Origin of the sequence: Frankia tisae, assembly GCF_025403405.1 — a bacterium.
In the GTDB taxonomy this organism is placed as follows: domain Bacteria; phylum Actinomycetota; class Actinomycetes; order Frankiales; family Frankiaceae; genus Frankia; species Frankia tisai.
Genome location: NZ_JANEZT010000578.1, coordinates 1 through 2,664, shown reverse-complemented (window position 1 = coordinate 2,664; position 2,664 = coordinate 1). Strand labels below are relative to the sequence as shown.

1 protein-coding gene is annotated in these 2,664 nt (G+C 69.0%); it reads left to right on the top strand.

Features of this window, described 5'->3' with window-relative positions:
- Positions 1-1,100: 1,100 nt before the first annotated feature.
- Positions 1,101-2,664: DUF6884 domain-containing protein (locus NBZ85_RS30055; RefSeq protein ID WP_261563309.1), on the top strand; the 1,564-nt coding region annotated here is incomplete at its 3' end.

Sequence of the window (2,664 nt, the reverse complement as noted above, 5' to 3'; positions counted from 1 at the left end):
GGACACACCCGGACCCTACGGTCTGATCAACCACGCGGCGCCAACGCTCCCGGGATGCCAGGCCATCGAAGAGCCCCAGCCTGCCGCGAAACCAAAACCAACGATCTACGAGACCTGACCAGTTACGACCAGGGAGGTGTCATTCTTCGTTTCGAAGGAGACGCCGACATTCGCATGATGAGTCGGTCGCGCGGGGATGCCGTGCTGGGAGCCATAGGAGAGGAACCCCCAAATGGATCCACCAGGATCCCCGCCCGGGTGAGGGTTGGTCGTGTCGGTTCCGGTACTGCTTCCGCTTCCGGTACTGCTTCCGGTGTCGGTACCTGCGATGTGGCGGTGGGTTCCGGGGAGTCGCAGATGTGACGGCGATGTTACTGGCCGTCGGTTCCGAGGTCGGGCTGACCGTCGCGGATACCAGCGGTGTGGCTGGGGACGGGCTCGGCGTAGATCTTTTGTCGCTCGCGAGAACAGCAGCGGCGGAGGGCGCGCTGTCATTACAGCTCAGGAAGTACCACGTTCCTGCCCCTCCGGCCACCAGACAGGCGAGCGCCAGCGAGAGCGAGGCGACCTGGACACCTCTGCTGAGCGGAGTCGAAGACGACGCGGGGGCGGGTGCCGCCAGGGCGGAGCGGCGAGGGCGATGTGTGGTTGGTGCTTCGAGGGAGTTGCGGATACCTGCAGACGAGCCGCTGGAATCCAGTCCGGCGACAGTTTTGCCTGACCCTGCAGTATATCCGCCGCTGGCCGACGGATGGAGGGCCGCGTGTCGGCCGAGATTTGCTGGTCGGATGCTGGCCGTCGAATGGTGGGCCGTGACGGCGGCCGGGTGCCCGCTGCTCCGCCGATGGGCGCGGTGCCGTGTTCCGCAGCCAGCCACGCGAACCTGTCGACAAGTTCAGGGATGGTGGGGCGCTGTTCGGGGTCGGTAGCCAAAATCTGTTGGATGACCTCCCGCCACGGGTTGGGGTCCTTGATCCCTCTCCGGTTGGATGGTGACGACCAGCTGTCCCCGCGGTGTGCGGAGTTCGGCGGCGAGGCGTGTGGGGGCATTCTGACCGGGGGGCAACGCGGAAGGCTGGGGCGGTCGGGACAATCGGTGCATGGCGGCGGTTGCGGATCTGGTCCTGATCGGCTGTGTGAAGTCCAAGTCGGTGCAGCCGGCTCGGGCGGCGGAGTTGTTCACGGGCACGCTCTTCGAAGGCCGACGTGCCTTCGCGCAGGCCAGCGGGCTGCCCTGGTACATCCTGAGCGCGAAGTACGGCGTGCTCGCGCCAGGCGATGTGATCGGCCCGTATGACATGCACCTGGCTGACCAGCCGCGTGCCTATCGTCGGGCCTGGGGCGAGTTCGTCTGCGCGCGGCTCGCCGTGTTGCACGGGGATCTGGCCGGGCAGACGATCGAGGTGCACGCTGGCGGCGCCTACGTCGATCCGCTCCATGTTCCCTTGGAGAAACTCGGCGCGCGGCTGACGAACCCGACCGAACATCTCGGCCTCGGCCAGCAGCATGCCTGGTACAAGAGCCAGACATCGCCGACGGACGATCCGACGGCCGCAGACCAGCCTGCCAGTGAGATGGGTGCGCTGACAGCCGCGCTCACGGATCAGACGCGGGCCCGCACGCCTGCCGAGTTCCTCGCCGTGGGCCGGGCTGGGTTCAATCGGCCGGGGCTTTACAGCTGGTGGGTCGACGAGGCGGGGGCAGGCGATCTGGTCGCGGGTCTGGGCATGACGTTCGCCCCGGGCCTGATCTACGCCGGCCAGGCGGGGGCGACCCGGTGGCCGAGCGGTCGGAGATCCACCAGCACCCCGTGGGCCAGGATCGCCGGAATGCACCTCGGTGGACGCGCAGAGTTCTCCACCTTCCGCCGCACCCTGTCGGCGGCCCTGCGCGACATGATCAGCTTGGACGGCGAGGGCACTCAGCGGCTCGACGCCTGGATCGGCCGGCATCTGCGCGTGATCGCCGTTGCGGTCGATGACGCCGACGAACTCGGGCGACTGGAGGACGCTGTCCTCGCCACACTCGACCCGCCCCTCAACCTGCGCGGACGCCCCACCACCGCACTGCGGGCACGGCTCAGTGAACGCCGTGGCTCCAGGACATCCCGCGACGACGATGAAGACGATGCCTCGCCCGGCGAGGGGCCGGGCGGCGGCGCGCGAGAGACGGCCGCATCCGCGTCAACGGGGACATATCGCGAGGCCGACGGAGCGAAGGTGGATTTCGCCACCGCCCGCGCCGCGTGGGCAGAGGCGGCCCGGGACGTGCTGATCTCGGTCGCGGGTCGCTACCACGCTGTGACCACCTACGGTGAACTGGCCGAGGATGTCCAGCGGGCCTCCGGCATCCGGACCACGATGCTGCAGATGCACTGGATCGGCGGGGTCCTCGGCCGGGTCGCCGAAGACTGCGGATCCCGGGGAGAACCGTTGCTGTCCGCATTGTGCGTCCAGAAAGAGGAAGGCATCGTCGGCGAGGGCTACGCCGGCGCCGTCGAGGCCGTCCGAGGCCACCGCCCCGAGGACCCCGACCAGCACGCTGCCGAGGAGCGCCTCGCCTGCCACCGCCACTTCGGCGCCACTCTCCCGCCCGACGGCGGCCGCCCAGCACTCACCCGACAGGTCGCCGCCCGCCGCGACCGCCAGAACCGCGCCCAACCCC